Here is a 22,866-nt window from a genome sequence, read left to right on the forward strand (position 1 = left end):
GCGCTCGTTTTCACCACCGTTCTTGAAACTTCCAACTCCGGCTTCGTCACCGAGCTCGGAATGGCCGCTGTAGGCGTGTGCCTGCTGGCGGCATCGATGAGCGTGAGCAAGGCGGATCGGGAGCATTTGCTGCGCGCGACGGCGAACCTGCGCTGGGTGTTGATCGCCATTCCGCTCTGCATTGGCGCGCAATTGATGCCAATCGGGTTGTCACTCGCTCATCCGATCTGGACCACTACGTATGATGCCCTGCAGGGAATCCCCTTCGGATACGTCACGGCCGACTTCAGCGGAACACTCGGCGCATTCCTTCTGGCGCTCGCTTGCGTCGCGCTGATCGGGGTGACGATCGTCCTTAGCAGGGATCGGCGGCGGGCCGAGCTCGTCCTGTTCGTGTTGAGCACCCTGACAGCTCTCGTGGCCGTGCTGAAAATCGTCGATCATCGGCTGCAGGGAGCGAGTATCGGTCCGGATGGCTGGGATTTCGCGACCAGCTTGAGCGGCCTTGGCGTGGCGCTCAATCTCGCCGTCATGCAATTGGCCGCGGAGCGCGCCGAAACGCGTCACGCGATCATCCGTTCCGTTGCTATCGGCATGCTGGGGCTCGCGGGCCTGCTGATCAACGGCGCCGTCATCCTGGGATATTCCGACACCAACAGCGCGGTTGCCTGCGCGCTCGGCGTCGCGCTGTTTCTGCTCATCCTGGTCATTCGCAGGCTGGACCTGTCGGTCCTGGCTGCCAGCGCGATTTGCGTGGTCGCAGCCATTGGCGCGGCCCTCGTTCTGACCTGGATCTTCGAAAAAGGCTCTGGATCGCCGTTGCTGCGGCTTCTGCCGATCCAACCAGAACAAGCGCGCGCGGTCCTCGACCGCCTGCTTGCCGATACGCGCTGGTTCGGTGCCGGCGCCGGAGCCTTCCAGTCCATCGGCCGGATCTATCAATCCGGCGATGCAACGGCACCGCTTGCGGTCCCCTCCGCAGCCATCGCACTATTCGTGGAAACGGGCTGGATCGGCTTGGCACTCGCAATCGCGATCGTGCTTTCCCTGCTGACGGGCCTTGTCTCAGGGGCGCTGCGGCGTGGCCGCGACTCCTTCTTTTCGGCGGCGGCGGCCGCCAGCCTTTGCTTCGCCGTTGTGCAGGGATTTGCCGGTCCCGGCCTGCTACGTGCCGGGGCCATCGTCTGTCTTGCAGCGATCGCGGGGCTTGGCCTTTCGCAAAGCGTCAGCCAGGCCGCACGGTGAGCTGAGTTCAGGCGTTGCGATCGCCCAGGGATGCCCAATAGTTGGGGTTCTTGGGCATCTGGATCCGCACCCAGCGATAGGGCTTGCGCGACCAGGGCGAGATGTTCTGGGTCAGATTGTCGAGGACCAGGTCGCCGCTGAACGTGCGCACGACGACGACCAGGTGATGCTCGCCCCAGGTCGTCACCACCTCGCTGAGCAGAACGGCACGGGCCGGCCACCCCCTTGCGATCAGCTCGTGGCGCTTGGTCACCGCATAGTCGTTGCAGTCCCCGCTTGCGGGATGCAGCAGCCATTTCTCGCCGGCCAGCCCCTCCAGATTGGCCTGTGGCCGAATCCCGGTGTTCACCGAATGGTTGACCTCCTTGAGATCGGCCCAACGCTCGGCGGTGAGCTTCAGCCGTCCGCCTCGGAACACCATGCGGCGCGGTTTGCACTCGCCGGCATATTTGAGGCAAAACATCGTGAACGCCATCGGCGGCAATGTCGGCGCATCGAACTTGATGTATTGGATAGCCCCCCGCAGCGCCATTGGCGTGCCGACAAAGCCGGCCTTCGCCCTGTGCTGCAGCCCGATCGTGAAGATGGCGGCGGCAACCGCCAATATCTTTGCAACTCCGCGCATTTTGCGCCCCCCGTTCTTGTTGCGGGGAAGCTACAAAAGACCTCTTGAGATACAGCTCATTCGCTGCGCGGCCCTTTAGTCAAAACCGAAGCAACTCTTTCTGAAACAATTAACGATATCGGTCCGAAATGGGCTCTGCTAAGAGCCGTGGCAGGGTTGATCGGCTCTAGCGTTTTCGAGCGAAACGGACGTCGGTTCGCGATGAAGAAAACGCGTCAAAACAAGAATCTGGAGCTTCAGCTCCGGAGGCAGGCGAGTTGGCTTAAGGATGGGTCTGACCCGACGCTTTCGCAAGAACATCAAGCCCCGGCTTCCCGATGGCGTCCGCGTCTATGCGATCGGAGATGTCCACGGACGCGCCGATCTTCTTCAATCGCTCTTAACCGTAATTGACGTTGATCTCGACCGTTCGGCGCCGGAGCGCGCCATCCAGGTCTTCCTTGGCGATTACGTCGATCGCGGGCCGCAATCGCGGGCCGTGCTCGATATCCTGATCCGGCGCAGCCAAAGTCACGAAACGGTTTGCCTCAAGGGGAACCACGAGGTCTTCCTGCTCGACGTCCTGAAGGACCCGGCCAAGCTCCAGGAGTGGCGCCATTACGGCGGCCTCTTGACGCTGATGTCCTATGGCGTGACCCCGACCATGAACCCGACGACGGAACAGCAGGTCGAGCTCATCGAGGGATTGAAGCGTGCCTTGCCGCCCGAGCACCTTGCGTTCATCGAGCAGTTGCCGACGTCGTTCACCTGTGGGGACTTCTTCTTCGTGCACGCCGGCGTTCGTCCCGGCGTTGCGCTCGACAAGCAGCAGGACCAGGATCTGCTCTGGATCAGGGAGGAGTTTCTCAATTCCGAGGAGCGTTTCGGCAAATATATCGTTCACGGACACACGCCCGTCAGCGCGCCGGACGTTCGGCCGAACCGCATCAACATCGATACGGGCGCATATGCGACCGGCAACTTGACGCTGCTGACGATACAGGGTGATAGTCTGCTCGCAATTTGAAGTTTCAATTGGGCTTTATCCGGCACCGGCGAACGGTGCCCATCCACAAAGTCAGCCGATGAATCAAATGACCTGGCTCCGCGCGACGGGAACGTGCATGGCGGTGATACTGATCGCCTATGCCGCCTTCAGCTTCTGTGCGGACCTAAGTCGGTCGAAGCTTCGTGCAGACGACTTGTTGACGGGCAGACTTCACGGCGAGGCCGCGACAACAGGCTTTGCCTCCACCATCCTCGCCGCGCTGTTTCCATTCGACGGGGATTTTCTCGCTGATCATGCGATCGCGAAGGCAGCGCAGGTTCTGAATCAACCCGCACTCGATCCTGCCACTCGGGCGGAGGACAGTCAGGCCGCTCAGGGCGCCGTCGCGGCCGCGCTGAAAGTTTCGCCGATCAGGCCGGTGCTTTGGTTGACGCTTGCAACGTTGAAAGCGCGGACCGATGGCACCGCCCTTCCCGCGCTGAAGGCGTCCTATCTTACGGGACCAGTGTCGTCCGATGTGGCGTTCATGAGACTTCAGGCCGTCACGTCGAATTCGGCCGCATCGGATGAAGAGATGCGCCTGCTCGCCTTGTCGGATATTCGCACCGTGCTCGCGAACCGCTCCCGTTTCGAAGCCCCGCTCATCGCAGCCTATGTGCAGGCCACACCGCCCGGCAAAACCCTGCTGATGGAATCCGCGCAGGCCCTGGATCCGAAGTTCGGCAACCTGCTGCGGCGTTACTAGACTCGTGCAGGGTGCTCATGAACGCTGACATGTCGGCTTCTTGAGCAGAACCCATTTAGCTCGATCCGAGCCCTGCCGGGTGTGAGCCGGGTGACCCGTCAAGGACATTGGTCGAAGCAAGAACAGATGACCCAATTGCGATCCCGCAAGTCAGTCGCAACGGTGCTGAACGGGCGTTTAATGCACCGTTCAGTCAACATTCAAAACAGAGCTCTTAGTCTGCAGAAGCATTTGCCACAAAGGAGAAGGCACCAAAATGAAACGGCTTCTGATCATCGGACTTACCGGCTGTGCTTTTGCGCTTGCGCCAACTATGTCGGCGTCGGCTATGCCCGCAGCAACACCCTATACGCTGGGCGGAGCCGATGAGGCGGTCATTCAGGTCAGAGGCGGTCATGGGCACGGGCATGGGTGGGGCCATCACGGCGGTCGCGGCCATCACTACGGTTGGCACCGGGGCCATCACTACGGTTGGCATAGGGGCCATCACCACGGTTGGTACCGCGGCCACCACCATGGCTGGCGGCATCATCACCATTGGCGATGACTTTCACCTCAGGCCTAAGAAAGGGGCTGCAGGAGTTGGCGGCCTCTTTCTCTCGCCCAGTATCTTGGGCGCAATAAACCGAATGCGCAGTTCGAATTCGTCCTCGATCTTCGCCGCGGCGTGTCCTTGTTGGTCAGTTGCATGCCCCGCAAATAGATATCCGGGCACGCCAACGCGCTTCGAAGCTGTCGGAGTCTTCCAGTGCCGCCGCTTGTGCGTCTATTGGATCGCTGGTCTTCGCTATCAGGACGCCGCCCGCTTCTGGAGAGCCCGGTGCGGCAGATGCCTCCTTGGGCCACGCGAGCAACGATTTCGAAAGCATGGGCTTGCCCGCATACCAGCATTTTCTTCCGTCGATGAGACGATAGGACCACCACTGCCCTCGCGGATTTGATGGCATCGCGGCGCTGCATTGTTGCGTTGCCTGTGCATTTGACATCCCCATCAACGGGAGCACAGAAATGCAAGCGGTCAAAGCTAACGATTGTAGCGGCTGTCTCATAAGCGCACCCAACCGCTTCGTTGCCGCAATCGGCTTATGGCAACGATCAAGTCGGGGCGTTCGAGTATTCCAAGGATATGGACATCATCCTTGGGGTACGACCGAAAGTGTTCTTCCAAAATGAGCTGGGCTTCGCCAATTGCCTTCAATTGTTGATCAGTCATGGCTGGTTACTCATCAAACAAATAAATACCGGCGCTAACTACCGAACGGAGAAATCAAGCCATTTCTGGGAAATATCCTCGCTCTTCTTGGAGCATTCGATCAATTTTTGTTTCAAAATAGCGGGTTTTTACCGCACGGATCGACCTGACGCGAAGCCCCTCTTTATGAAGAGACGGTTGTCCGCACATGGCCCTGGCCAACGGGCGGCGATCGGCGATTGGTGTGAGAAAGAATTAGTTTTAAGGTTGAACTGCTCATCACTGCGGCAAGGACACCAGCAGCCAAGCGCCCGCGGCCACACATGCAATGCCGGCAGCACGCGCGATCCATCGTCCGACCGGCGTAAGTTTCTCCAAAAGGACAAGCAGTGCCAGGAGCGCAATCCAAAGCACGTTCATCACCCCGCCTACGAACAAAAGCGCCATCAAGACCCAGCAGCAGCCGACACAATAACCTCCGTGCCGAAGCCCCAGCAGCAGGCAGCCTCGCGGGTCGTCGCGAAAGCCGCCGTGGCGCATCAGGAACAGAAACGGCGACTGGCATTGAGCAAGACAGACGTCCTTGAGCGGTGTCCATTGATAGACTCCCGCCGCGATCAGCACGATTGCGCCGAAAAGGTTGCTGGCGATCACCATCCGGGAATCCAGCAGGGCTATCCGCTCGATCACCCATTGGAGAAAGGTTGCTGCCAGCGAAAAGCCGCTCCAGGCGAGGAGATAGCCGGCCGCAAACCAACCGGTCGCGGCGAACGGCTTGCCCTGTGCTTTCCCCTGTCGGCCCACGCGGGCGTACATGAGGATCATGGGAGCTGCCGAGGGTGCCATCATTCCGACCATCATCACCGCCCACATCAGGAACACATACGCGAACTCGACCGCTCGCCATGGCTCGTTGGCCGGCAACATGATTCCGATCCCGGCCGGGATCATGCGGAAGCCGGTCATGTCCATGCCACCCATGTCCATGTCGTTGGCGAGCCAGAGCACATAGCCCCATGCCAGCGCGGCAATGATCCCGATCGCGCCGCCGACGATCCAGCGATCGCGCCGCAGCACGGTTTCCAGGCGGCTGTCGATCATTTGCGAGGAGTGCGTCCGGTCTTGTCGAAGGGCCGTATCAGGCGCTGCATCACGGCTGGTTCGACCAGCTGATCGGCGCATAGAGGCCGTTCTTGCCGGAATTGTCCCAGCGCATGCCATGATCGGTGAACGTATTGCCGGAGGCGCCAACCGCCAACACCATCCTGTCGGGGCTGACCGGATGGCCGATGTTCGCCCACATTTCCCCGCTCGGATGCATGGTCGGCAGCGGATCGACGGACATGTGCAGAATATCAGGGATTTCCGCGGACCGCGTCTTGCCGTCGATCCGGAATGTGATCGGGACTTTCTTCACCCCAAGGTTCTTGCTGATCAGCGGTGTGAACGCGGCCATAGGACCGCCGGCCGCGCCGGTGAAGATCGCGGCCAGGGCCTCGGTCTGCTCATCGTCGGCGCGCTGATCGATATAGGCGGCCACCGACCAGTCTCCGTCTGCCATGACCCCAGGTGCGTGGAGGATAACCAGAACATTGAGTCCATCGAGCGCGATGTCGCCATAGCGGCCACTCTCGACGTGGAAGATCAGCGGTACATTACAAAAGCCCTCGGTCGGTCGCGAGGTCAACGGGGGAGCCGCTGACACAAGGCACGGACACACGAGGCTACAACTGCAATTCTCGAAATAGTCACCGGAAAGGTGCCATGTGACGTCCGCCATCGCCCTCTCCCGATAGGCTGAGCTCGACAGATTTCTTTCGAATGCGGTAGGTCTACGGGGAAAGTTACGCCGCGCGGCAAACAACCGCAAGTCGATTCCATTGTGGAGGATCCCTTAGACCTGCTCCCGTCTCGACGAGCAGAATGAGATTGCCGCATGTACTGCGAAAAAATGGGCCGGCTCTCTAGCTTGCGGCCAGCGGTTTCCTGCCGCGTCCGAGTGCGAATTGGCCGACCGGGCTCTCGACATGAAATTCGAGCTCCGTCATTTTTGCAAACAGATCGATGTTGATCGTACCGATGGCGCAGCCGCCAAGTCCCATATCGGTCGCCGCCAGGTAGAACGTCTGGATCAAAGTGCCGACGTCCTTCAGGATCAGCGAATATGCGATCGAGCTGTATTTCCAGGAGATCCGCCCAAAGCGCGCGGCGATCGTGATCAGGACCTGTGGCGGACCGGACGCGTCCATGGCAAACTCGGCCGCCGTCGAGAGCGCATGGAGTTGCTGGGCGGAGGCGCCGATCGCTACCAGTGCGTGGCCACCCGCGTCGTAGTGGTAAAGTCCGCGGTCGAGCCCCTCGCAGTTTGACACCGCGAGGTATAATTCCAGCTCGTAGGCGCTGCCCGCGGACGGATAGGGCCTTGTGCTGTAGGTCACTTCAGGAACGCCAGAATTCGCATCGCTTTTCCATTCCGACAGCACGCGGGCTGTAGCGTCGAGAAACTGCGCGAGTTCGGCGAGCGTGATCGGGTGCTCGTCGTCGAAATCCCGTATCGAATGGCGTTCGCGCAACAGCTTCGCAAAGGGTGAGATCGGCTCCGAAGTGGAGAACTTGCGGAGGTCGATTGTCTTTCCCGGCCAAGGTGGACGCACCGCCGGCAGCGGTGCAACTGCGCCCGCATAGGCGAAGGTGCCGCCAACTGGATTGGCATGCCGGCCCTCTGTGGTCCGCGTGTGAAACAGCAGATCGTGAAAGTCCCACAGAACGAGATTGCCGTCACCTTCATTCAACCGAAGGCCGTCGCCGCTCTTCGCGTCAAGCTTGAGCAGGATCTGGCTGTCAAGCAGCAGTCCAAGCAGATCGAGGTTGAAGAAGGCCGCCTCGCGCCGAAGCTTGCTGATCTTTTGCGGCCGTGACAGGGCAGCGAGGGTCGCGGCGATGGCGGGATCGCCAATCCGAAACAGCGCGCCGGCGCGCGGCGATTCCAGCACCATCTCATTGCCGCGCCGGCGCAGATAGGCAAAGCGCGACAACACGACGATGTCAGCATTGCCCAGCTTTGCGCATTGCGGCCAGTATTCAGGGACCTGCGGCTCGATGACCACGAGATCCTGCTCGTCACGCGGAGAGTACAGGCGGTATTCGACAAGCCCGTGCCGCGCCAGTCGATGCACCAGGACGTCGACTTCCCTGGCGACGGCGCTCTTGCCGGCAAAGGAAGCGAGCGGCAGGCCGGCAGCCAGATGTCCCGCGCGATCCATCGCGGCCGCGCTGAATGGTCCCAGACTGACCGAGTAGTCGCCCAGGGCGGCGGCGATGCTTCCGTCCGCCTGCATCTGAAGGGAAAAACGACCGTTCAATCTGATAGCAATGACTGGCGCGATCTTCCTGGCTGGCTTTTTCCGGGGAGCGCGCACGAAAGACCGAGCCTCAGGTGTGTGGTAGGAACGGCGTGAGTTCGCTTTCCTGTCGCGGGCGATCCAATAGTCCAAGCTTCACCGGAACATCGTAAAGCCGGCCCGGTGCGAAGCGGCGATAGAAATGCCGCAAGCCCGGAACGAGCACTCTGACGACGGGGACCTCGACATCGGGCCGCGTCTGGTCGAGCACGAGGAAATCGTATCCGGCGCTGGTGGCGATCTCGACGCAGGCATTGACCTGGTCGCGCGTATTGTCGTGAACCCTAAGGCTCGGCGCCGGCGGGACGATCGGATCGTCGCTGGGGATCAGGAACGGATAATCCTCCAGGCGCAGCGGCGTGACACCGTCAAGCGTCGGCTTCTCGCCGCTTCCGCCGCCCATCATGCCGATTGACATGAACTGGGTCAGCTCGGTTAGCGAACGCAGCAAAGCTATGCGGCGATCGAAATGCGCGCCGGAGCCGAACTCGATATTTTCATGTCCGTTCTGCATCCAGTGCGTGATCGCCACGTAAGCGGGAATGCCGAGATCGCTGGTGATGTCGAGCACCCAGAGCCTGCGCCCGGCGTCGGCAAACTGTGCCTGCAAATCCTGCACATAGGAATCGTCGAATTGCTTGAGGTTGACCTCGGCACGCTGCAGCCGGTTGTACCACCAGATGGCATAGGCATCGCGCTCGACCAGTTCGAGGAAGCCCTGAACAATGGCTTCCTCGCGGGTGTTGCCGGCCGCGCATCCGTTGGAATCGGTATGGAAGCCGCCATAGAAGAAGTACAAGAGGCCGGTCGGAAGATATTTGAAGCGCTTGTCGCGCAACGACCAGACCGGCGACCACTCGGTCTTGGTCGAGGGATCGAGCGGCTCAGGAACCGGATGTGAATCGTCCGGTGACGGGGCATGTCTGTTTTGAAACTGTGTTTCGCTGAAAAGCTGGACGTCGTTGGGAAGAACGGCGTCGCCGGGAGCGAAATCGATAAAGCGGCGCTCCGTCGTGATCTCGTCACCTTGGAAAATGCCCGAGTAGCGCTCGATCGCTTCCATCAACGCGCTCGCCTCGCCCTGCTCGGCTGTGGAGCCCTTGCCGAAGCTGCCGCCGCTCAGTCCCGACCTGAGCTGATCGAGGCTTTGGGCCGGCGCAGAGAAATTGTGATAGGCGTAGAAATTGGTGTTCATCGGCAGATCAGCCTCGATCCGCTCGAGCCGCGTCACCACGCCGGTCAGCGGGCTTACATGCTTGCGGAACCGCGCCACCGTGGCTCGCGACGTCACGGTGCGGTATCCGCCGCTGGTCATGATGAGCTTTGTGCCCTCGGCAATCTCGATCGGCGTCGCAGCCCGGCGCGGATTCTGCAGCTTCTTGTTGCCGCAGGTGGGACATTGCGGGCGCCGCGCGACATAGTGCTTGGCGACGACCGCACCAGTGAGATCGAAGCTTGCAATGTGATCGCGCAGATCTGTGCGAAAGCCGGAGGCAATCGCCTTCGCAATTTCAACGGCAGCAAAGTGGATGGCGGTCTGCCCGATGGTGTCGCTCGCCAGAGGCGATACGACGACCGCACGCGCCTGTCCGCGGTCGAGAAACCCCTTGATCTCCCGATTGCGTATCATGCGATCAAACAGACAAGTCCAGCAGGCGCTCTCGCCCGGTTTGAACACGGGTCCCACCAGTGGAAACACGCCCGACGGCTGCACCAGCAGCCAGGGCGTCTTGTCAGACACGCGCTCGCGGTTCATCTCAGCCAATCGCCGGTCAAGATAGTCGCTTACGAGCGTGATCACGAGCTTAGGCGAACGCTTGGCGAAGCGAACGCCGAGTTTGCTCAAGGCAGCGGTAAGTTCGCTCGCGCCTTTGACATCGATCGATTCCACCTGCACCGGGCAATTGCGGAGATTCTGTTCCGCGAGTTCGAGAGGCAGGCCGAGGCTCGCCCAATATCCAGCGACGGCGCCTGCGAATCCGTGCGATGCTGCCGTCACGACATATCGGCGCTCGATCAGCCGCTTGATCGCCTCCTCGATCTTGTCGGGCGGGAAGCTCTTCGAAAGCTGGCGGATGAGCTCTGGCGCAGCCTTTCCATTTTTTCCGATCGCCGTGGCCAGCGCACAATAGAGTTCGCCGTGCAGGAAGAACTTGCGATCCTCGGAATAGAGGCAAACCGCATCGGGAGGCAGGACATAGGCGGTGAAGTTTGGCGCGAACTGCAGGATGTCTTTGCGGGTCTGCTTCGTAACACGGGTCTTGCGATTGGCTGTCATCGGGTCAGCACGCGGATCTTGTTATTTGCCATTTCAGATCGCCCGCAAGTGTTGCAACCAAAACAGAAATGGCCGGGTCGATCGCGAGCCCGGCCAATGAATTCCTGGCTTGTCGGTACACAATCAGTACGCGCCGCAGCCTAGCACCAGCGGCACCGGCCCCAGGATGCACAGCAACCTGCGCATGCGACCCACGGCACTCCTATTCCTATCCAACCAATGCCACAGCCACCACACCCGACGCCGCATCGGCAGGCTCTGCATCCACAGCCCCCGCAGCCGCGACAACCACCGCATCCGCGGAAGCCACCGCATCCCCGGAAGCCACCACATCCACGACAGCCACCGCATCCGCGCTGGGCTAGCTGCACGCCGCTGCCGAGGTTTTCGTTGTCGAAGAGATGGAAGGTGGCGAGGCTGACGTCGGCCAGCTCCTCTTCACCGAGCGTGATCACCATACCAGGTGAGAAATTCGGCCTCTGTTGAACATCGCCCGTCGGTACGGCTGCTGCCGATGCGCTCCCGGCTAGCGAAAAAGTTAGTCCAGCGACTCCCAACGCCGGTACGGCGGTTTTGGTTACTCGCCTCTTTTTCGAAGCTTGCTTCACCCGCGCCATGGTCGCATCCTCCGATGTTGCAAGAAGGATCTTCGTTGGAGTGATCCTACGCCGAGCAAATAAGGCAGGCAAGATTGATGCACACACGAAAATGTAACGACACTCGTTCAGATAGCATTCATCTTCATGAACGAAGTCGGTGCATTTTCGTCCATCGCAACGAGGTCCGCGCCGTAACGCGGATTGCAACGCGCGCGACTTGATGCAGTGCGCAATCGTCGCCAGGCTTGAGCGGAGGAATTGGCTTGATCAATCAACTCGGACGCTTCGCCTGGTATGAACTCCTGACCACGGACGTCGCGGCAGCAGGTGCCTTTTATGGCGAGGTCGTCGGCTGGGGTGTGAAGGATGCGTCGCTTCCGGAACTGGCCTACACGGTGCTCAACGCCGGCGACGTTCCGGTTGGCGGGCTTATGGAGCTGCCGGAGGAAGGGCGGCGATTGGGGGCAACGCCGAGATGGGTCGGCTACGTCGCAGTCGATGACATCGATGCGACAACCACACAGATCGGGCGTCTTGGAGGCGCAGTCCTGCTACCGCCAACGGGCAGCAATATCGGCCGAGTTTCAGTGGTCGCCGATCCGCAAAAGGCGACTTTTGCGCTGGTCACTGGGCTGACATATGGCCAACGGCAACCCGTCGGGTTGGACGAGCTCGGGCGCGTGGGCTGGCATGAGTTGCTGGCCGAGGACCGGAACAAGATCTTTGATTTTTACGGCGTGCTCTTTGGCTGGCGGAAAGCCAACGCTGAAACCGACCCCGCAGATTTGTATCAATTGTTTTCGGCGGCCGGGCAGACGATCGGCGGCATGCTCACCAAGCTTCCGAGCGTGTCGCAACCGTTTTGGCTCTATTACTTCAATGTCGACGACATCGGCGCGGCTGCCAAGCGCGTGAATGCTGGCGGAGGCCGGGTTCTCCAGGGACCGATCGAATTGCCCGATGGCTGCTGGATCGCGCGATGTGTCGATCCCCAGGGCGCGCTGTTTGCGCTGCAGGGTGCTCGGGGGCAGGACGTCGCCGAGCGACCCTCCGCCTCGGAAGTCGCTTGGTCCGCCAAGTGGGGTGGCGTTGTTTCCCAGGGCAGGATGGTGCTTCCCAAGCCGAAGCGTTAGATTGTTTTTTGACGCGTTTTCTTCGCGCGAACCGGTGTCCACCCTCGGATCCAGTCCGAGGGCATGCTTCGCTCGAAAACGCTCTAATTCATCAGAAATTTGTAGGCGACGATCAAAGCCACCATGGCTGCGAAAATCAGCAGGGCCGGCACGGATTTTCGGACGGCTGGCCTGTCGGGGGCCGATGCGGCCAGCCGAGCGGGCTGCGGCTTACGCTGTCCCTGCGACCGCACGGCGCCGTTATCCACTGACGTCACGAGGGCTTCCAGTTCTGGCGCCGGGCCAAGGCCGCCCATCTCGCCATAGTAGCTGGCGTAGACTTCGCGAACTGCCACCACCTTCGACTCGGCCTCGCTCATCCGCTCAAGCCTGGCTCGATAGTCAAGCAGGAACGCTTGCGCATTTGGAGGTAAGTCATCGAAGCTACCGAGCTTGGCCATCATGAGCCAGGTGGCAAAATCCGCCTCAGCCTTGTGGCGGGCTTTTCGGGCGATGCGGGTGCTCGGGCGTGGGGCCATAATTTTCTGACCGATTTGCAGCGCAAAATCGCGGGCATTGATGGCGTCCGTTGGACGGTTCGCTCGGATGTGCGAGTTGTCCGGGCCCGCGTCAAGCACCTCGCTTTGGGTTCTTTATGCGCAGGCCACACCGGCCGGCAAAACCCGGGCTAGCCAGCCAACCCGGTCGCAGCCACCGGGCTCAGCGCGCGGACAAAGGGACGAAATCTTCCTGGCGCCGCGGCTGGTCGATGCGGCCGCGGAAGACAAATAGTCCCTTGTTGGTTGAGACGATGTCGCCGGTCTGCAGGCTTTCGTCGTTGAGCACGCGCTCGGTGGCGATGAGGTCGGGATCTTCAGGAATCGGCATGTAGAGCTCGGGGTGCTCCCGCCTCTCGCGCGCGACGTCCCGCGCCCTTCTTTTCGCGTCCTCGATCCTCTGCCGCCATGCATTGCGGGATATCTCAGGCTGCGCATCGTCACCCGTGGCGCTGGCCGCGACATCCTCCTGAGCCCGGGACAGGCTTGCGCAACCAAGGATGCTGAGCGCAAGGATGATAGTGGCCGCCACCTTCAATCCGCGCAGCTTGCTGCCACCGCGCGACCGGAGATAGGTGCGCCTTAATACCGGCCGCTGCTTCCCCGCACGCCGCTTCGAGAAGGAATCGCGCGCCTTACCCCTAGCGGTGGCGAGGGTATCTGCGTCGGCACGTTGGGCGTCGCGGTCGGACGCGCAGGCTGCTGGGGCGGATTCACGGTGAAGACTTGGTTCGTGTTCGGGGTCGATGGGTCTCTGACCCCCTGCGCCGCAGCGGCGCATGGGACAATCAGCACAGCCGCGAACAACAATACGCCCTTCATCGCCTTGCCTCCTGAGCGACGAGAAACGCTTAAGCCCGCCTGCGGTTCCCGAATCTAATATCGCGGGAGTGCGACAAGTTTGCCGTCCCGATACACGCGCTGCACGGCCATGCCCGCGGGCAGGCTGCCGGTTGCAACGTTGCGAATCGTCGTAGGCCGTGACGCGCTCTGACTTGTCTGCGCCTTCTGCGCGCGCTGCGAAGCCGACATTGGGTAGTTCGGTGGATCCTTGATGCCCTGCGCCAGCGCCGGTTGCATCAAAACGACTGAAAGACCCAGAATTGGCAGGACGCCGCGCATATCAAGTACCAACTAAAGAATGACTACCCGGAATGTTGCAGGTTTTCCGGCAAAAGCAAGCGCCTTATGGCCATCTGCCCTCGGGCGAGCGGTGGCGGCATCCACAGATCATGCATCGGACTTTGAGGTCCGCGCTCTTGCTGCTAGGCAGAGGGAAGATGTTTGATCAATTGCAATGACTGCTTCCGGCGACCCGTCTGACACTGCACAAAATTCGGCGATGAGGGCGGAGTTCATTCGCATTCTCTCCGCGCGGGTGCAGTCCGTCACCAATGATCCGACGCAAATGCGCGAGCTGGTCTATGAACTGGCCCGCATCCGGCTGCTCGAGCAATTCGGACATGGCGGCGCCAGGCATTCGCGGCAGACCATGGAGATGCTCGAAAGCGCAATCGGCGAGGTCGAACGCATCTTCGCCGAGCGAAGCCAGGACATCGTGCCGCCTGCATCGGCCGCGCCACAATTCCCGCAAACCGCGCCCTCAAGCGCGCCCGCTCCACCGTCCTTGGCGGCCGAAGCGGCGCCCCCGGCAAGAGCGCCGCGCCCGACGGCGGCGCCCTCTCCTTTCAAGCAATCAAACCGATCGGGTGTATTCGGTGCAGCCATCCGGCCGGCAGCGGTATTCCTCGTTCTCGCAATCGCTGGCGCAGCCGTCTTCTACTGGCAATCGGCGCGATCACTTGTCACTGCGTTCCAGAGCTCGCCCCCCGCGCCGCGCGAAGCCGCGCCAATCGAGCGCCCGCAGGCGGTGGCCGAGGCACCGGCCGCTCCCCCTGCCCCCGCGGCGGAGCCCAGGTTTCCGCTTCCCAGCACGTTCGGCGTTTTTGTCCTGAGCGATGGGCAACTGCAGGAGTTGAAGCTGCTGCCGGGCAAGGTCCCGGACCGCCGGGTTGCCATTTCGGCCGCGATCCCGATCCCGCCCCAAACCAGCGTTCCGAGCGGAGATGTCAAATTTATTACGTTCAGGCCGGAGTTGGGGCCGGATTCCGCCGGCCCGGTCGAAGTCCGCGTCGTCGCCAAAGTCTCGCGGACGATGGGTGTCGACAGCACCGGCACGGCGAAGATGACGCCAGGCGGCGACTCCTGGGTTATTCGCAGCGCGTCGTTTCCGTTCAAGATCGGCCCCGTCGAGGACCAGCCCAAGATGCTGCTGATACAACCGGAGAACGAGGGCCTGGTGCTTTCACCGGGCCGATACGTCCTGGTCGTCAAAGGCATCGGATATGACTTTTCGGTGTCGGGACAGGTGACCGATCCCAATCAATGCGTCGAGCGCGTCAACGCCGCGAACGGCGCCTTCTATTCGCCCTGCCCGACGCGCGAGCAAAAGCCCTCCAAGCGCTGAAGGGGATTGGTTATTTCGCGTCCTTCGCAGGCTCGGCGTCCATTTTGCCGCCGTTCGCGACACACTTGTTGAAGAATTCCCGCTGATCCTTGCCCGTCCCCTTGGCGCTGCCGGCGGCCGGATTGCCGATCTGGCGCGGAGGAAACGTCTTGGCCACCAGGGCATCGCAGGCCCGCGCCACCTCGACGGAAATCGCATGCGCCTTCGTATTGCATGCGCACAAGACAACAAAAGCGGTGATCAAGCCGACGAGATTAGCCCTGGCCATCATAGCGCAACCCACGTGTCTTACCGGTCCGGGACCGGTTGAAATCTGGTCAACGGTCAGCGCGTTCCTGGTCCAGCGCCACGTCCCACGAGTGGCATATCAACTCCGAAATCACCACGCAAACGCGTCAGGTTGGCACGGCGGGAAGCCGCGCTCGATGAGCGCCCGTATTATAATACCGCATGATTAATCGGGGCAATAAATATTAATATTATATCCAGCTTTATTTTTATAATGAGATCGGATTATTTATAACCCGCTTCATATTTAAATCGGGATTGATCATGAAGGGCATTATCCTCGCCGGCGGGACGGGATCGCGCCTCTACCCGGCGACGACGGTGGTCTCAAAGCAGCTCTTGCCCGTCTTCGACAAGCCGATGATCTATTATCCGCTGTCGACGCTGATGCTGGGCGGCATCCGCGACATCCTGATCATCTCCACTCCGCAGGACAAGCCGCTGTTTCAGCGGCTGCTCGGCGACGGCAGCGAGATCGGCGTGCGTTTTTCCTACGCCACGCAGGAGACGCCGCGGGGCCTTGCAGACGCCTTCATCGTCGGCCGGGAGTTCATCGGCACCGACCCCGTCGCATTGATCCTGGGCGACAACATCTTCTACGGCCACGGTCTGCCGGAGATGCTGTCCGCGGCCTCGCAGCGCAAGAAGGGCGCCACCGTGTTCGGCTATGTCGTGAAGACGCCCGAGCAATACGGCGTGATTGAGCTCGACAATAGAGGCCGCGCACTCTCGATCGAGGAGAAACCGAAGCAGCCGAAATCCAACGTCGCCGTCACCGGGCTGTACTTCTACGACAACGACGTTGTCGACATCGCCGCCAAGGTCAGGCCATCGGCGCGCGGCGAGATCGAGATCACCGACGTCAACAACGCCTATCTCGATCGCGGCGATCTCTACGTCGAGGTGCTCGGCCGCGGCTTTGCCTGGCTCGACACCGGCACGCACGCGTCCCTCGTGGATGCCAGCTATTTCGTCCAGATCCTCGAACAGCGCCAGGGCCTGCGCATCGCCTGCCCCGAGGAGATCGCGCTGCGCCAGGGTTACATCTCGCTCCAGGCCTTCGCCAGGGTGGCGCAGAAGACCGCCAAGAGCAGCTACGGCGAATATTTAATGTCGGTTTATCGTTCGTTTGAGCATTAGAGGCAGCTCATCATGCGTTTCAAGGGCTCGACTATTTTTGTCACCGGCGGCGCAGGTTTTATTGGCTCCGCCGTCGTGCGTCATCTCTTGCGTGACACCCATGCCCGCGTCGTCAATATCGACAAGCTCACTTACGCGGCGAACCCCAATTCGCTGCCCGGCGCCGCTCAGAACCTGAACTATAGCTTCGAGAAGCAATGCATTTGCGATGGCGCGGGGCTCCGCCGCCTGTTCGAGAAATACCAGCCCGACGCTGTGATGAACCTCGCCGCCGAGAGCCATGTCGACCGCTCGATCGACGGCCCCGGCGAATTCATCCAGACCAACATCGTCGGCACCTTCACCATCCTGCAGGAAGCGCTGCGCCATTGGCGCACGCTCTCGCCCGAGAAGCGTGAGCAATTCCGCTTCCTCCACATCTCGACCGACGAGGTGTTCGGCTCGCTCGGCGACGATGGCTTCTTCACGGAAACCACGGCCTATTCGCCAAACTCGCCCTACTCCGCGAGCAAAGCCTCCTCCGACCATCTGGTGCGCGCCTGGCGCGAGACCTACGATTTGCCGACGCTGATCACCAACTGCTCGAACAATTACGGCCCCTATCACTTTCCGGAAAAGCTGATTCCGCACATGATCATCAAGGGCCTGGCCGGCGAGCCCCTGCCCGTTTATGGCGATGGAAAGAACATCCGCGACTGGCTCTATGTCGAGGACCATGCGAAGGCACTGACGCTGGTGCTCGAGCGCGGCGCCGTCGGCGAGACCTACAATGTCGGCGGCCGCAACGAGCGCACCAACCTGCATGTGGTCGAAACCATCTGCGACCTCCTCGACGAGATCGCAATGAGCGCACGGGGCCCGCGCCGAAACCTGATCACCTTCGTCGCCGACCGCCCCGGCCACGACCGCCGCTACGCCATCGACGCCTCCAAGCTGGAACGCGAATTGGGATGGAAAGCACTGGAAACATTCGAGAGCGGCATTGCGAAAACGACGCGTTGGTTTTGTGACAATCGTCCCTGGTGGCAGGCCATCCTCGATCGGGGCTACGAACGCGCCCGCATCGGGCTGGGATAGGCCCGAGATCATAATCCAATTAGACGGAACACCGGTTTCCACTTTTCCGGATCATGCTCCAAGCCCCGCAAACGGGCTGGGGATTGCCTTTGACCGTCATTTGGTCATCATGGAAGTGGTTCAGCTATGACCGTTCAAGTCACAGCGTGACACATCCACACGCGCCTCAACGTGGGCGATCCACTTAAGAAGAGCTTTCAGGATCCGATATGCGAATAACGATGGTGGGCACGGGTTACGTCGGCCTCGTCTCTGGCGCTTGCTTTGCTGACTTCGGGCATCAAGTCACCTGCGTTGACAAGAACGCGGAAAAGATCGCGGCGCTGAAGCGAGGCGAAATCCCGATCTTCGAGCCGGATCTGGATCGGCTGGTGGAAACCAATACGCGGTCCGGACGGCTGTCGTTCACGACTGACCTTGCCGATCCAGTCTCTCATTCCGACGCCGTTTTCATAGCGGTCGGAACCCCGTCGCGGCGGGGCGATGGTCACGCGGACCTCAGCTATGTCTACGCGGCGGCCCGCGAGATCGCGGCGAGCCTCAGAGATTTCACCGTGGTGATCACCAAATCGACGGTTCCGGTCGGAACCGGCGACGAGGTCGAGCGCCTCATTCGCGAAGCCAATCCCGACGCCGACGTCGTGGTCGCCTCCAATCCCGAGTTCCTGCGCGAGGGCGCGGCGATCAGGGACTTCAAGCATCCCGACCGTATCGTCGCCGGCACGGACGACGAGCGGGCCAGAAAGGCCATCTCCGAGATCTACCGTCCGCTCTACCTCAATCAGGCGCCGCTGATGTTCACCGGCCGCCGCACCGCCGAGCTGATCAAATACGCCGCGAACGCCTTTCTTGCGACCAAGATCACCTTCATCAACGAAATCGCCGATCTTGCCGAGAAGGTCGGGGCCGATGTGCAGGAGGTCGCGCGCGGCATCGGCCTTGATAATCGCATCGGCACCAAGTTCCTCCACGCCGGCCCTGGTTTCGGCGGATCGTGCTTTCCAAAGGACACGCGCGCCCTGATCAAGACGGCACAGGATTATGAAGCGCCGATCCGCATCGTCGAAGCGGTGCTGGCGGTGAATGAAAACCGCAAGCGCGCGATGGCGCGCAAGGTCGTCTCGGTGCTTGGCGGGTCGCTGCGCGGCAAGACCGTCGCGCTGCTCGGCCTGACCTTCAAGCCCAACACCGACGATATGCGGGAGTCGCCATCGATCCCGCTGATCACGGCGTTGCAGGATCTCGGGGCGAAGATCAGGGCCTATGATCCGGAAGGCATCGAACAGGCACGCGCTGAACTATCCGACGTCACCTATTGCGACGGCCCGTACAGTTGCGCCGAGGGCGCCGACGCGCTGGTGATCGTGACCGAGTGGGAGCAATTCCGCGCACTCGATCTGGACGCCTTGAAGCAGAAGATGGCCAATCCGGCCATCATCGACCTCCGCAACGTCTATCGGCCCAGCGACGTCATCGCTCACGGATTCAAGTACGAAAGCGTGGGCCGACCGACGCCGTCGGCAAGTTAAAGCATGAGGACGGCGAATTCGCTCCTACTCTCCCGCAAGCTTGCGGGGGAGGCATAGGCCGCCTTCAACAGCCGTTTCTAAGACACGCCGAAGAAAAGACTCGACTATGGCGGCAGGCGCCGAGTGGGGACTCTCTCGCCGTCCAAGGACAGTGTAAATCGCGCCAGCTTCTGCGCTGGCTCCCCGCTCTCCTCCTTGATGAATTCCTTGAGTTTCGGATGAGACATATCTCAGCGATCCCGTCGACGCGGCTAAGACTTCTCAAAAGGCCCGTTCAGCCCAAAGTCTTCACGGAAGCGGTAGATCTGGTGCATGCGTTCGTGGAGGATGGTGACGATGCCGATGTCGCCGTCCGACAGCCTGCGCCAATAGACGAAGTGGCGCTCATACCTGAAGAAATACCCCTCCACACCGAATTCAGCCGGAACAGGCGTCGACATCACGCCATGCGTCTCGATCTTCTCGAATGCCGCAAACAGGCCGATGATGTAGCGATCCGCCTGATCGCTCCCCCATCGGTTGCGCGTGTAGCGATAAATCACGTCGAGGCGATGTGAGGCCGCCTCCTGGACGCGAACGGCCATCCAGTCAGGTCCGATTGCGCGCAATTACCTCGGCGGCGTTCAGCGGCTTGTATGTGGCTTCTGGCGCCGCGAACGCTTTGTTAAGCTCGGCCTTTAGCCGGTCAAAAGCTTCCTTCTCAGCCCGCTCCTTGTCGCGACGGATCAGGTCGCGGACATACTCGCTGATGTTTTCGTAAGAACCGTCCTCGCCCACATTTGCGGCCACGAAGTCGCTCAGGGCGCCGCTGAGGCGAACGGTCATGGTAGTGGTCCGGGACAACGGGAGGCTCCCCTTCAAATCTCGTCTTCAATATAATTAAGAATAACTACAGCGCAATATCAACCTGGGCTGTGATGCCCGGTCTTTCGGAGAGCCTCGGAGGCGCAGGCGCTGTCATAGTGAGGTACGTGGCTGAACGAGCGATATCACGCTCTGGAGCCGAGAGAGAACTGCCATCAATCCTGCATCAACGCGCCGGCGTGATCATGCGCCTTCGTTGGCGGTGATGCTTCAGCGACGGAAGGCTTCTCCGAGGAACCGCGAATCCCATAGGGCGCGTACAGCAGATAATGCGCCCGACGTTTCCGCGAGCGCCAGTCGCGCGCCGCATATCCCAGCAGAAAGCCGACTGAGAAGGTGACAAGCAAAATCAACGCGGGAAACATGACATCAACCCAATATGCTTGCCGACAATATATCTCGTTCTGACAATATTTTCATGTGCCGGTTGTGACGACAGCATGATTGACGCGCTGAAACATTATTCAGACGCCTGACTTCATGTGCAGACGGCTGCCTCTATATTGATCAAAGACAATGTTACGACGGCTCACGGTACGTCGTTATGACAGCGAGTAACTTCGAAGCTGAGGCTTTCAGTCACACGCGATGATAGTCGCGGAACCAGGCGACGAACTTCTCGACGCCATCCTCGATCCGGGTCTGCGGCCGAAAGCCGATCTCACGCGCGAGGTCATCGACGTCAGCAAAGGTTGCGGGCACGTCGCCGGGCTGCATGGGCAGCAGTACCTTCTCGGCCTCGCGCCCAAGCCCCTTCTCCAGCAGCGTCACCACGTGCATCAATTCTTCCGGCCTGTTGTTGCCGATATTGTAGATGCGCCACGGCGCCGTGCTCGAGCTCGGATTGGGCTCGTCGCCGGACCAGTCCGGATCGCCCTGCGGCACGTGATCGACCAGCCGTATCATCGCCTCGACGACGTCGTCGACATAGGTGAAATCGCGCCGCATGTTGCCGTTATTGAACAGGTTGATCGGCTTGCCCTCGCTGATCGCGCGCGCAAACAGATAGAGCGCCATGTCGGGCCGATACCAGGGGCCGTACACCGTGAAGAAGCGAAGCCCGGTCATCGGGATGCGGTAGAGGTGGCTGTAGGAATGGGCGAGCAGTTCGTTCGCCTTCTTGGTCGCGGCATAAAGGCTGATCGGATGATCGACATTGTCGCGCACGGAGAACGGTTGCTTGGTGTTGGCGCCGTAGACCGAGGAGGATGACGCGAACAGGAGATGCCGGCAGCCATTATGCCGACAGCCTTCCAGGATGTTGATGAAACCCTCCAGGTTGGAGTCGGCATAGGCGTGAGGATTCTGCAGCGAATATCTGACGCCCGCCTGCGCCGCCAGATGGACCACCGCCGGAAAGCGGTACTGCTCGAACAGCGCCTTCATCCCGGCGCGGTCGGCGAGATCGAGCTGGTGGAAGGTGAAGTTCGGATGCTCCTTGATGAGATCGAGGCGGGCGAGCTTAAGCGCCGGATCGTAATAGTCGTTGAGATTATCAATGCCGATGACGCGCTGGCCGGCCGCCAGCAATCGTTGTGTCAGATGAAGGCCGATGAACCCCGCGCAACCCGTAACCAGCAAATCGTCTGCAGACACCGCTTTTCTATCCTTCGCGTCATACTACCCAGCAGCACGATCATCGCCCGACAATGCGTCGCGGGGAAGGCTTCAGCGGAACCGATCGGCCAATTATCCTTGATCGGTGCGACCGGAGGTCGGGCGCCTGCCCTAATTGTTCGCAGACGTCTTGTAGTCCGGAAACCGGCTCAGCACGGCGGCCTTCATGAACTTGAAGTGCGAGATCGCCGCCGCGAGTTCCTGCAGCCGGCGCTGCCCATTGGCGATCTCGGCGTCGAACAAGTCGTGGTGATAATTGTCGAGCGGCTCGCGCTCCAGATACTCGTCGGTGCCGTTGCCGAGCGTCACCGCGGCGCGCGCCAGGACATCGTCGACACGGCGGCTCAGGCCGCTCTGTTCGCTTTCCGCCGCCTGCAACGCATTGTCGATCGCGGCCACGATGGATGCCACCCGCAGCCGGTCGGTCTCGGCGTCGCGCTCGGGCGAACGCGCGCGAAAACCTTCATCGATCCCGAGCCGGGCCTTGATGAAGTTCTGCGCTCGGGATCGCAAGAAGAGCTGAAACATCTGCGTTCGTCCGGTCCGGGGCCTTACGGAGCAACGCGCCAAAGTCGCCCCGTCTTGGTTAAGGAACGGTAAAGTTGCGGCGGTCACCCCCGCGGCGCGGATCAAGAGAAACTCCAGAGCATCAGTTTCAGGAACAGCGAACCCAAAAGGTAGACCCAGCCTACCATGGCGAGCAGCGCCACCGCCAGGAACGCGCCGGAGAAACTGCGCTCCTTCACCCGCGTCAGGAACGAAACTTTTTCTGGTGGGGAGGGCATACCGGATCTGCGGCGGAAACCTTCAGATCCGACTTCTACGGTGCAAATTCGATAAACTGGTGACGCTCCTCTGGGCGCCACCTTCCAGAGACTTTGTGGGCAATACGTGTCGGTGGAAGTACCCAGTCGCTCGGTTTCCGGGGTCTTCGGCCGATGCACCTGCATCAGCAGTCAATCGACCGAACCACCGGCCATCTCTCAGGTGTGGAAGAATACGAACCAGATCACGCCGAGGATCAGAACCGCGAGCCCGGTCGAAATCGACAACAGCGCGGCCACAGAAGGTCCTGGTTCGGCCTGGCGCGCCTCGGTCGGGGTTTCAATAATCCGGCCATCTCGGTGTGTCGTTGCCATGCG

23 protein-coding genes are annotated in these 22,866 nt (G+C 60.9%); 8 read left to right on the plus strand and 15 right to left on the minus strand.

Features of this window, described 5'->3' with window-relative positions:
- Positions 1-60: 60 nt before the first annotated feature.
- The gene (locus tag ACZIRK_RS33755; RefSeq protein ID WP_474418935.1) at positions 61-1,245 is read left to right on the plus strand and encodes a hypothetical protein; all 1,185 of its coding nucleotides are present in this window, start codon (positions 61-63) and stop codon (positions 1,243-1,245) included.
- Positions 1,246-1,252: 7 nt separating this feature from the next.
- Here ACZIRK_RS33755 and ACZIRK_RS33760 read toward each other — a convergent pair whose 3' ends face one another.
- On the minus strand, positions 1,253-1,870 hold the full coding sequence (locus ACZIRK_RS33760) for a transglutaminase-like cysteine peptidase (RefSeq protein ID WP_130229131.1): 618 nt from the start codon (positions 1,868-1,870) through the stop codon (positions 1,253-1,255).
- Positions 1,871-2,138: 268 nt separating this feature from the next.
- Here ACZIRK_RS33760 and ACZIRK_RS33765 point away from each other — a divergent pair, with 268 nt between their 5' ends.
- Entirely contained in the window at positions 2,139-2,876 is a 738-nt protein-coding gene (locus ACZIRK_RS33765) for a metallophosphoesterase family protein (protein WP_130229132.1), read from the plus strand.
- 97 nt (positions 2,877-2,973) lie between these two features.
- Positions 2,974-3,603: a hypothetical protein gene (locus tag ACZIRK_RS33770; protein ID WP_245475001.1), complete on the plus strand. Its 630-nt coding sequence runs from the start codon at positions 2,974-2,976 to the stop codon at positions 3,601-3,603.
- Positions 3,604-5,074: 1,471 nt separating this feature from the next.
- On the opposite strand, the gene ACZIRK_RS33775 is transcribed toward ACZIRK_RS33770, so the two are convergent.
- The 4 genes from ACZIRK_RS33775 to ACZIRK_RS33790 all read right to left on the minus strand — a co-directional run bounded on the left by ACZIRK_RS33775 (position 5,075) and on the right by ACZIRK_RS33790 (position 10,474).
- Positions 5,075-5,896 carry a DUF2182 domain-containing protein gene (locus ACZIRK_RS33775; protein ID WP_028169089.1) on the minus strand — a complete coding sequence of 274 codons (822 nt, stop codon included), beginning with the start codon at positions 5,894-5,896 and terminating at the stop codon, positions 5,075-5,077.
- Between the two features lie 49 nt (positions 5,897-5,945).
- The gene (locus tag ACZIRK_RS33780; RefSeq protein WP_130229135.1) at positions 5,946-6,575 is read right to left on the minus strand and encodes a DUF1326 domain-containing protein; all 630 of its coding nucleotides are present in this window, start codon (positions 6,573-6,575) and stop codon (positions 5,946-5,948) included.
- A gap of 184 nt (positions 6,576-6,759) precedes the next feature.
- On the minus strand, positions 6,760-8,133 hold the full coding sequence (locus ACZIRK_RS33785; protein ID WP_165435496.1) for a SagB/ThcOx family dehydrogenase: 1,374 nt from the start codon (positions 8,131-8,133) through the stop codon (positions 6,760-6,762).
- Positions 8,134-8,227: 94 nt separating this feature from the next.
- Positions 8,228-10,474 carry a TOMM precursor leader peptide-binding protein gene (locus ACZIRK_RS33790; RefSeq protein WP_474418936.1) on the minus strand — a complete coding sequence of 749 codons (2,247 nt, stop codon included), beginning with the start codon at positions 10,472-10,474 and terminating at the stop codon, positions 8,228-8,230.
- Positions 10,475-11,336: 862 nt separating this feature from the next.
- On the opposite strand from ACZIRK_RS33790, the gene ACZIRK_RS33795 reads away from it, so the two are divergent.
- Positions 11,337-12,206: a VOC family protein gene (locus ACZIRK_RS33795; protein ID WP_245475002.1), complete on the plus strand. Its 870-nt coding sequence runs from the start codon at positions 11,337-11,339 to the stop codon at positions 12,204-12,206.
- Between the two features lie 83 nt (positions 12,207-12,289).
- On the opposite strand, the gene ACZIRK_RS33800 is transcribed toward ACZIRK_RS33795, so the two are convergent.
- From ACZIRK_RS33800 to ACZIRK_RS33810, 3 genes are all read right to left on the minus strand, one after another.
- Positions 12,290-12,724, minus strand: coding sequence for a hypothetical protein (locus tag ACZIRK_RS33800; protein ID WP_130229142.1), 435 nt, complete (start codon positions 12,722-12,724; stop codon positions 12,290-12,292).
- Between the two features lie 181 nt (positions 12,725-12,905).
- A complete protein-coding gene (locus ACZIRK_RS33805; RefSeq protein WP_245475006.1) occupies positions 12,906-13,274 on the minus strand; it encodes a hypothetical protein in 369 nt (122 codons plus the stop codon).
- A 344-nt stretch (positions 13,275-13,618) separates the two neighbouring features.
- The gene (locus ACZIRK_RS33810) at positions 13,619-13,864 is read right to left on the minus strand and encodes a hypothetical protein (protein ID WP_028169082.1); all 246 of its coding nucleotides are present in this window, start codon (positions 13,862-13,864) and stop codon (positions 13,619-13,621) included.
- A 220-nt stretch (positions 13,865-14,084) separates the two neighbouring features.
- Between ACZIRK_RS33810 and ACZIRK_RS33815 the strand changes: the two genes are divergently transcribed.
- A complete protein-coding gene (locus tag ACZIRK_RS33815; protein WP_474418937.1) occupies positions 14,085-15,209 on the plus strand; it encodes a hypothetical protein in 1,125 nt (374 codons plus the stop codon).
- 10 nt (positions 15,210-15,219) lie between these two features.
- Here ACZIRK_RS33815 and ACZIRK_RS33820 read toward each other — a convergent pair whose 3' ends face one another.
- On the minus strand, positions 15,220-15,453 hold the full coding sequence (locus ACZIRK_RS33820; RefSeq protein ID WP_245475004.1) for a hypothetical protein: 234 nt from the start codon (positions 15,451-15,453) through the stop codon (positions 15,220-15,222).
- A gap of 308 nt (positions 15,454-15,761) precedes the next feature.
- On the opposite strand from ACZIRK_RS33820, the gene rfbA reads away from it, so the two are divergent.
- From rfbA to ACZIRK_RS33835, 3 genes are all read left to right on the plus strand, one after another.
- Positions 15,762-16,637 carry a glucose-1-phosphate thymidylyltransferase RfbA gene (rfbA, locus tag ACZIRK_RS33825; RefSeq protein ID WP_130229139.1) on the plus strand — a complete coding sequence of 292 codons (876 nt, stop codon included), beginning with the start codon at positions 15,762-15,764 and terminating at the stop codon, positions 16,635-16,637.
- A gap of 12 nt (positions 16,638-16,649) precedes the next feature.
- Positions 16,650-17,714 (plus strand): dTDP-glucose 4,6-dehydratase, encoded by a 1,065-nt coding sequence (rfbB, locus tag ACZIRK_RS33830; protein WP_474418938.1) that lies wholly within the window; start codon positions 16,650-16,652, stop codon positions 17,712-17,714.
- A 209-nt stretch (positions 17,715-17,923) separates the two neighbouring features.
- Entirely contained in the window at positions 17,924-19,243 is a 1,320-nt protein-coding gene (locus tag ACZIRK_RS33835) for a UDP-glucose dehydrogenase family protein (RefSeq protein ID WP_130229502.1), read from the plus strand.
- Between the two features lie 251 nt (positions 19,244-19,494).
- On the opposite strand, the gene ACZIRK_RS33840 is transcribed toward ACZIRK_RS33835, so the two are convergent.
- The 6 genes from ACZIRK_RS33840 to ACZIRK_RS33865 all read right to left on the minus strand — a co-directional run bounded on the left by ACZIRK_RS33840 (position 19,495) and on the right by ACZIRK_RS33865 (position 22,863).
- Positions 19,495-19,827 (minus strand): type II toxin-antitoxin system RelE/ParE family toxin, encoded by a 333-nt coding sequence (locus ACZIRK_RS33840; protein WP_474418939.1) that lies wholly within the window; start codon positions 19,825-19,827, stop codon positions 19,495-19,497.
- 4 nt (positions 19,828-19,831) lie between these two features.
- Entirely contained in the window at positions 19,832-20,068 is a 237-nt protein-coding gene (locus tag ACZIRK_RS33845; RefSeq protein ID WP_207231126.1) for a ribbon-helix-helix domain-containing protein, read from the minus strand.
- Positions 20,069-20,686: 618 nt separating this feature from the next.
- The gene (locus ACZIRK_RS33850; RefSeq protein WP_130229504.1) at positions 20,687-21,703 is read right to left on the minus strand and encodes an NAD-dependent epimerase; all 1,017 of its coding nucleotides are present in this window, start codon (positions 21,701-21,703) and stop codon (positions 20,687-20,689) included.
- Between the two features lie 132 nt (positions 21,704-21,835).
- Positions 21,836-22,252, minus strand: coding sequence for a hypothetical protein (locus tag ACZIRK_RS33855; RefSeq protein ID WP_130229514.1), 417 nt, complete (start codon positions 22,250-22,252; stop codon positions 21,836-21,838).
- 101 nt (positions 22,253-22,353) lie between these two features.
- Positions 22,354-22,509, minus strand: a complete 156-nt coding sequence (locus tag ACZIRK_RS33860) for a hypothetical protein (RefSeq protein ID WP_165435534.1) — start codon at positions 22,507-22,509, stop codon at positions 22,354-22,356.
- Between the two features lie 198 nt (positions 22,510-22,707).
- Complete coding sequence (locus ACZIRK_RS33865; protein ID WP_165435535.1) at positions 22,708-22,863, minus strand: hypothetical protein; 156 nt, start codon at positions 22,861-22,863, stop codon at positions 22,708-22,710.
- Positions 22,864-22,866: the final 3 nt, after the last annotated feature.

This window comes from Bradyrhizobium sp. Leo114, from assembly GCF_055229415.2.

Excerpts from the sequence above, each read along its gene's own strand:
- ACZIRK_RS33755 (WP_474418935.1), top strand. The coding sequence starts at position 61 with ATGGCCGCTGTAGGCGTGTGCCTGCTGGCGGCATCGATGAGCGTGAGC.
- ACZIRK_RS33760 (WP_130229131.1), bottom strand. The coding sequence starts at position 1,870 with ATGCGCGGAGTTGCAAAGATATTGGCGGTTGCCGCCGCCATCTTCACG.
- ACZIRK_RS33765 (WP_130229132.1), top strand. The coding sequence starts at position 2,139 with ATGGGTCTGACCCGACGCTTTCGCAAGAACATCAAGCCCCGGCTTCCC.
- ACZIRK_RS33770 (WP_245475001.1), top strand. The coding sequence starts at position 2,974 with ATGGCGGTGATACTGATCGCCTATGCCGCCTTCAGCTTCTGTGCGGAC.
- ACZIRK_RS33775 (WP_028169089.1), bottom strand. The coding sequence starts at position 5,896 with ATGATCGACAGCCGCCTGGAAACCGTGCTGCGGCGCGATCGCTGGATC.
- ACZIRK_RS33780 (WP_130229135.1), bottom strand. The coding sequence starts at position 6,575 with ATGGCGGACGTCACATGGCACCTTTCCGGTGACTATTTCGAGAATTGC.
- ACZIRK_RS33785 (WP_165435496.1), bottom strand. The coding sequence starts at position 8,133 with ATGCAGGCGGACGGAAGCATCGCCGCCGCCCTGGGCGACTACTCGGTC.
- ACZIRK_RS33790 (WP_474418936.1), bottom strand. The coding sequence starts at position 10,474 with ATGACAGCCAATCGCAAGACCCGTGTTACGAAGCAGACCCGCAAAGAC.
- ACZIRK_RS33800 (WP_130229142.1), bottom strand. The coding sequence starts at position 12,724 with ATGGCCCCACGCCCGAGCACCCGCATCGCCCGAAAAGCCCGCCACAAG.
- ACZIRK_RS33810 (WP_028169082.1), bottom strand. The coding sequence starts at position 13,864 with ATGCGCGGCGTCCTGCCAATTCTGGGTCTTTCAGTCGTTTTGATGCAA.
- ACZIRK_RS33815 (WP_474418937.1), top strand. The coding sequence starts at position 14,085 with ATGAGGGCGGAGTTCATTCGCATTCTCTCCGCGCGGGTGCAGTCCGTC.
- rfbA (WP_130229139.1), top strand. The coding sequence starts at position 15,762 with ATGAAGGGCATTATCCTCGCCGGCGGGACGGGATCGCGCCTCTACCCG.
- rfbB (WP_474418938.1), top strand. The coding sequence starts at position 16,650 with ATGCGTTTCAAGGGCTCGACTATTTTTGTCACCGGCGGCGCAGGTTTT.
- ACZIRK_RS33835 (WP_130229502.1), top strand. The coding sequence starts at position 17,924 with ATGCGAATAACGATGGTGGGCACGGGTTACGTCGGCCTCGTCTCTGGC.
- ACZIRK_RS33840 (WP_474418939.1), bottom strand. The coding sequence starts at position 19,827 with ATGGCCGTTCGCGTCCAGGAGGCGGCCTCACATCGCCTCGACGTGATT.
- ACZIRK_RS33845 (WP_207231126.1), bottom strand. The coding sequence starts at position 20,068 with ATGACCGTTCGCCTCAGCGGCGCCCTGAGCGACTTCGTGGCCGCAAAT.
- ACZIRK_RS33855 (WP_130229514.1), bottom strand. The coding sequence starts at position 22,252 with ATGTTTCAGCTCTTCTTGCGATCCCGAGCGCAGAACTTCATCAAGGCC.
- ACZIRK_RS33860 (WP_165435534.1), bottom strand. The coding sequence starts at position 22,509 with ATGCCCTCCCCACCAGAAAAAGTTTCGTTCCTGACGCGGGTGAAGGAG.
- ACZIRK_RS33865 (WP_165435535.1), bottom strand. The coding sequence starts at position 22,863 with ATGGCAACGACACACCGAGATGGCCGGATTATTGAAACCCCGACCGAG.